3 protein-coding genes and 1 rRNA gene are annotated in these 6542 nt (G+C 46.5%); 3 read left to right on the forward strand and 1 reads right to left on the reverse strand.

The features are described from left to right. Positions 1-397 precede the first annotated feature (397 nt). The 3 genes from HXW94_RS17875 to HXW94_RS17885 are packed head-to-tail and all read left to right on the forward strand — an operon-like array spanning position 398 to position 6218. Complete coding sequence (locus HXW94_RS17875; protein ID WP_178368256.1) at positions 398-2575, forward strand: RNA degradosome polyphosphate kinase; 2178 nt, start codon at positions 398-400, stop codon at positions 2573-2575. Between the two features lie 10 nt (positions 2576-2585). Further along, positions 2586-3578, forward strand: a complete 993-nt coding sequence (locus HXW94_RS17880) for a phosphate/phosphite/phosphonate ABC transporter substrate-binding protein (RefSeq protein WP_178368257.1) — start codon at positions 2586-2588, stop codon at positions 3576-3578. Positions 3579-3593: 15 nt separating this feature from the next. Then, complete coding sequence (locus HXW94_RS17885; RefSeq protein ID WP_178368258.1) at positions 3594-6218, forward strand: hybrid sensor histidine kinase/response regulator; 2625 nt, start codon at positions 3594-3596, stop codon at positions 6216-6218. 251 nt (positions 6219-6469) lie between these two features. Here the strand turns inward: HXW94_RS17885 and rrf are convergent. Further along, positions 6470-6542, reverse strand: a 5S ribosomal RNA gene (gene rrf / locus HXW94_RS20475); the annotation flags it as partial.

A 6542-nucleotide genomic window follows, 5' to 3' on the forward strand; every position in this document is an offset into this window, starting at 1 on the left:
TGTTGAGATAATCACAATTCATATTTGAGTATAATAAACACGGTATTTTGCTGTGACAAGATAGTTGCGATCAAAATTCTGATGATAAAAACTGTAAAGTACTTTTGAACTTATATGAAGGATGCCACCAAGTAATGTAAAAATAATAGATGAAACAGCGCCAGGGTGGCTTTTAATCCGTCACCCTGGTCTTCCATATGTCATTATTTCCTTTTTTTTTAAACCTTTATCAATAGCCTTGAACCTGGTATCGTAAAGATTGGTTTTCGTTACAGCGCTAACACAATTTTAGTAATTTACTGCTATACATACAACACGATTTTGACTCAACAGGCTGTCAAAGCATAAATGGGATGATATATCATTGTTAAAGGAGTAAAGGAGCACCGGAATACAAATGCAAACAGATACCGATGTAAAGGAAACCAATTTAGAAAAGACCATTGATTTGACCATGCCCAATCGCTATATCAACAGGGAACTTTCCTGGCTCCAATTCAACCGCAGGGTCCTTGAAGAAGCCCTGAATCCCAACCATCCCCTGATGGAACGTGTGCGTTTTCTGTCGATTTCCGCCTCCAATCTGGATGAATTCTTCATGGTCCGGGTGGCGGGTCTCAAGGCCCAGGTAAACAAAGGTGCAACAAGTGCAAGCCCGGACAATATGACCCCGTCGCAACAACTTAAAGCCATAGAAGAAGCCGTCACCGACCTCAACGATATCACCCGGGACTGCGTCAGGGGGCTGACCAGCGACTTGGAGGCGGCCGATATTTTTGTTGTCAAGCCCGACCAGCTTACCATGGAAGACCGGGAAAACCTGCTCCTAGAATTTCAGACAAAACTGTTCCCCGTACTCAGCCCCCTTGCTGTGGATCCTGCACATCCATTTCCCTTTATTCCCAACCTGGGACACGGCATGATCATGGATCTTGTAGATGAAGAGAGCGGAGATGCCATGTTTGCCCTTGTAATCCTTCCGTCTCAACTCAAACGTTATATAAGGATACCCGGCAAGACCATTCGCTTTATCCGTCTGGTATCGGTAATTAATATGTTCTATGATCACCTGTTCCCCGGATACCGGTTGACGGGATCAGGGGCTTTTCAGTTAATCCGCGACTCAGAACTTGAAATTGATGAGGCGGCTGAAGACCTTGTACGTACCTTCCAATCCGCCTTGAACCGTCGCCGCCGGGGCAATGTAATAAGACTTCGAGTGGATACCGGCATGCCGGACAATTTAACTAGCTTTATCACGGATCAGTTTGAGATGAACCCTGAAGATGTGTTCAAGTCAGAATATGTGGCACTGTCCGCCATCAAGGAACTGATCTGCGACGACCGCCCGGATCTGGTGTTTAAAAAATATCATGCCAGGTTCCCGGAGCGCATCCGGGATTTTGGCGGGGACTGTTTTGAAGCCATCTTAAAAAAGGATATTGTTGTTCACCATCCCTATGAAAGCTTTGATGTGGTGGTCCAGTTCATCCGTCAGGCCAGCCAGGACAACAACGTGGTCTCCATCAAGCAGACGCTTTACCGTACCAGCAAGGACTCTCCCATTGTCCAGGCCCTGGTGGAAGCGGCAGAGGCGGGGATAAACGTTACCGCCATGATTGAACTCAAGGCGCGGTTTGATGAAGAGGCCAACATTGAACTGGCAAGAAAGCTGGAACTTGCCGGGGCCCAGGTGGTTTACGGCATCATTGACCTTAAGACCCACGCCAAGCTCTCCCTGGTGGTGCGCTGGGAAGACGGCAAATTTTCATCCTATGCCCACCTTGGCACGGGCAACTATCATCCCATCACAGCCAAAATTTACACAGATCTCTCCTTTTTCACCCATGATCCGAAAATCTGCGCCGAAGTCATGCAAATTTTCAACTATATGACCGGATATGCAAAGCCGGCCAACCTTGAAATCCTGGATATTGCGCCCCTGACCCTGCGTAAACGCATCATTGAAAATATTCAAAAAGAAATCGAATTTGCCGAACAAGGGAAACCGGCCCATATCTGGGCAAAAATGAACTCCCTGGTGGATCCGGTGATCATTGACGCCTTTTACCAGGCATCCCAGGCAGGGGTCAGTGTAGACCTTGTAATCCGGGGTATCTGCTGCCTGCGACCGGGCATCCCCGGACTCAGCGAAAACATACGCGTAAAATCCATTGTGGGGCGATTTCTGGAACACTCCAGGATAGCCTGCTTCGGCAACGGTCATGAACTGCCGTCCCCCCATGCCAAGGTGTATATATCCTCAGCAGACTGGATGCCCAGAAACCTTGACCGGCGCATTGAAACCCTGGTACCCATCCTCACTCCCACAGTCCACCAACAGATCCTGGACCAGATTATGGTGGCCAATTTAAGGGATAATGAACAAAGCTGGACCCTGAATAGTGACGGCTCTTACACCCGGATCACACCGGAAAAAGAGGCCTTCAATGCCCATAATTTTTTCATGACCAACCCCAGCCTGTCCGGTCGTGGATCAGCCCTGCGCCCGGAATTGTTAAAAACCCGGCAGAAACGGTTTCACAAGGCCGGGAAAATTGCAGAGAAAACGTGATTCAGGAGCGATGATGAAAAACATTTTGATAAAAAATACATGTATAAAAAGTTACCGGACGCTTCGTATCCTGCTGACGATTTCAATGATATCCTGTGCATGGATTCTTTGTAGTGACGTACTTGTCCAGGGAGAAGACAATATTTCCGCTCATACGGAACCCAAAACGATTTTTCCAAGAGATGTCATCAATTTTGGTGTGGAATATCTGGAGTCCGAGGCTGTTATGAACCAGGCCTTTGTCCCCCTTTTAAACTATATTGGTGAAAAACTTGGTAAGCAGTTTGTAATCAACTATTTCCTTGAAGACAAAGATATTTTACCCCACCTTGTCAATGGACGCATCCAGGTGGCGCATTTTTCCTCCCAATCCTATGCCGGGGCCCTAATGAACCATGAACCCGATATTCACTATATTGCAACTGTAAGCAATTCCGGAGACACCCCTTCTGATTTCTATCACGGGTATATTTTTACGAGGACGGATAACCCGGCCCAAATCCTCAAGGATCTCGAAGGCTGCAGTTTCGGCTTTGTCAACCAGACATCGGGCAGTGGATATCACTATCCGCTGATGCTTTTTTTAAAGAAAGGGATTGATCCCAAAACATTTTTTTCCAGAACCCTTTTCATCGGGGAGCATCCTGATGTTGCCCAATGGGTGATTAACAAAAAAGTCGATGCCGGGGCAACCTATGATGGAAATTTCCGAAACGCCACACAGCAGTGCGGCAACTGTCTAAGAATTATTGAAACAACACCACCTATCCCCAATGAGCCCTGGGTGGCCGGAAAAGGCGTGTCCCGGGAAATGATAGAACAGATGCGACAGATTCTTTTGTCGATCTCTCCAGATAGCTGTGCTGCTGATGGAAGGTCTGCCATTAGCCCTGCGCTGCGGCAGCAGCTTGAGATTGATTCGTTTACTGTTCATGATCCGTCATTTTATCAGGTGGTTGTAGATATGCGTCGTTACACGAAAAACATATCACGGAAAAACTAAGGCTCATAGTCGATTTTGTTTAAGCACACCACACTGAAAAAAAAGGCTGTTTTTTTCCTTTTATCCATACTGCTGCCCTTCTGCCTGACTTTAGTCATCACGCTTACCGTGCTTTGGCACCGCACTGATGCATTTTTTCAATCCCATTTGACGGAGGCTGAAAAACGGATTCAGCTCAGTCTTTGTCTGCGCCAGAAAAATACCCAGACCTATGCACGTCTTTTTTCTGATAACAGACAGATCCGGCAGAGTGCCTATCTCAATGATGTGGGAACGATAAAAAGTACTCTTCCCGATAATATCGTTTCAGAATTAGACGTCAATCATATTGCTTTATTTGACCGTACAGGCCGTCTGCTTCACCAGGTGGCAACCTGTGCACCTGTCATGGATTTATCCCGGTCAAAAATGCTGCAGGATGTTTTACACGGCAGCGATGTAACAATGGCCCATAAAAACGGCAACAGCTTCTTGATTGAAACATTTCATCGTATTTTTCACGCAAACCAAAAAGATATGGTAGTTGGTGCAGTTTGCGTGGGTTACTGGATCAATAATGACTTTGCCCGGTCTATTAAAAATATGTGCGGTGTGGATATTGCTGTTTTCGATGCCGACCGGCCGGTTGCATCTTCTTTTACCCAAGTACAGACCCTTAAATCAGTTTCTTCCGGTATCAGGATACCCACAAAAAATCTATCACACGGCCGGGGAACCCTTTTTTGGGAGGACAATTATACCTTTGATTCTGTCCAGGTGGACTTTTCACAAAACGGATTTAACAAAATTCAAATCTACGCCGTTCTGGATCATTCTCCCCTTAAAATTGCATTGAAAAAAACCACCGTCACAATTCTGATTGCCTTTGGCCTGCTGGTTTCATTGGGCGCCGTCATTGCCATGCTCATTGGATCAGGAGTCGTTCAATCCATGAATAAGATCATCGGATTTGCCAGGAGTCTATCTGTTAGACAATTTGATCAAACCTTAGAAATAAACAGCGCAGATGAATTTGCAGAAGTTGCCTCGGCCTTTAACCTTATGTCCCGCCGGCTGAAAAAAAGCTTTGCGCAGATAGAAAATCAGACCAATGAAATAGAAAAAGCCAAAACCTACCTGAATAATATCATCAATGCCATGCCCCTGATGCTTATTGGGGTGAACCGTAATGGGAATATCATATTTTTGAACCATGAGGCAGAGTCTTTTTTTTGTGACCCCCTTGATGAAAAAAAAGCTTTTTGTGCAGAGTCATACCGGGATCTGCTTCAACACTGTGATACAAAAAGCCTGGACGCCATAGAGCGATCCGTGACAAAGATTACGTCACTGCGGATAGAGTCGGTTACCTGCCGGAAAGACACCAAAACCCTTTTTCACCGGATAACTGTTTTTCCCGTGACGGCAAGTGATGACAGCTTTGTCATGATCTGCCTTGAAAATACCACCGGACAGCACCTCATGGAGACCCGGCTGCGCCAGGCCGAAAAAATGGAATCCATTGGACGTCTTGCAGGCGGCATTGCCCATGATTTCAATAATATTTTATCCGGCATCTTTGGATATACAAGACTGGCACAAATGGATGCCCAGGATCAGAAAAATATTATGGTCAGCTTGGACAATATTTTTAAGGCCGGGCAACGGGCTGCAGATCTGGTTCAGCAAATATTGACCTTCAGCAGGCAGAGTCATCCCCGGAAAAGCCATATCAAAATGATGATCGCAGTAAAAGAGGCGTTAAAACTGTTGAAATCTACGTTGCCCGCTGACATAGAAATTCAGGCAAAGATTGAATCCCACTCGACTATTCTGGCGGATGCCACCCAGATGCATCAGATTGTGATGAACCTTTGTACCAACGCCTATGCCGCCATGGCAGAAACCCGGGGGACCCTTACGATAACCCTGACGGATATTACCTTTCCCGATGCGGATATTCAATCCGGCATCTCCTGCCGGATTCCCGATGGCGCTTATATCCGGCTCCAAGTGATTGATACCGGCCATGGTATGGATGAAGCGACACTTAAAAAAGCATTTGAACCCTACTTTACCACCAGAGAACTCGGTAAGGGAACTGGGCTGGGGCTGACACTTGTGCACTCCATCGTGGAAGAGCACCAGGGGTACCTTGATGTGACCAGCACGCCGGGAAAAGGCACCCGGTTTCAACTCTTTTTTCCAATTAAAATTAAACCGCTTCCAGCCAAAGTTGTCCCCCTGGCGCAAGAAGTCCCACTTAAAGGTACGGAAAGTGTGCTGTTTGTCGAGGATGAGGAAGATGTACGAAAGCCCACAACAGAACTCCTCCGGCATTACGGTTACCGGGTTCAGGCGTGTGAGAACGGGGAACAGGCGTTAAAATTATTCTGTATGACCCCTGCTGATTACGATCTTGTGATTACTGACATGAATATGCCGAAAATGAGGGGGGATGCCCTGGTAAAAGAGATCCTTACCATCCGTCCGGATATGGCTATTATCCTTTTGACCGGATACAGCCGGTCTTTCTCCAGGGAAAGAGCCGAAGCCATGGGAATCAAGGCATATCTGGAAAAACCGGTTACGGCGGAATTTCTGATAAAAACCATTCGTCAGAATTGTTTGAATTTGAGTCCCAACGTTGAAATGAAATAAAGCAGCTGGGGCCTTGGTCATATTTTAGGCCATACGGATTTCCGGTAGGTTGGGTTAACGAAACCCAACACCGATAAGTTGTTGGGTTTCACTTCGTTCAACCCAACCTACGCTGTGGCCGATGTTATGACCAAACCCGCAGCTGGGAAATTTGACAGTGTGGTCTTTGACGTAAAAACACTTGATCATTTGTGTTCAAACAAAAAAAGCCCTGACCATTTGCAATAAATGATCAGGGCTTTTTAAAAAAGAACCGGCGGCGTTCTACTCTCCCACACAGTCTCCCATGCAGTACCATCGACGCTAAAGAGCTTAACTTCCGTG

This window comes from Desulfobacter latus (assembly GCF_013389365.1).
In the GTDB taxonomy this organism is placed as follows: domain Bacteria; phylum Desulfobacterota; class Desulfobacteria; order Desulfobacterales; family Desulfobacteraceae; genus Desulfobacter; species Desulfobacter latus.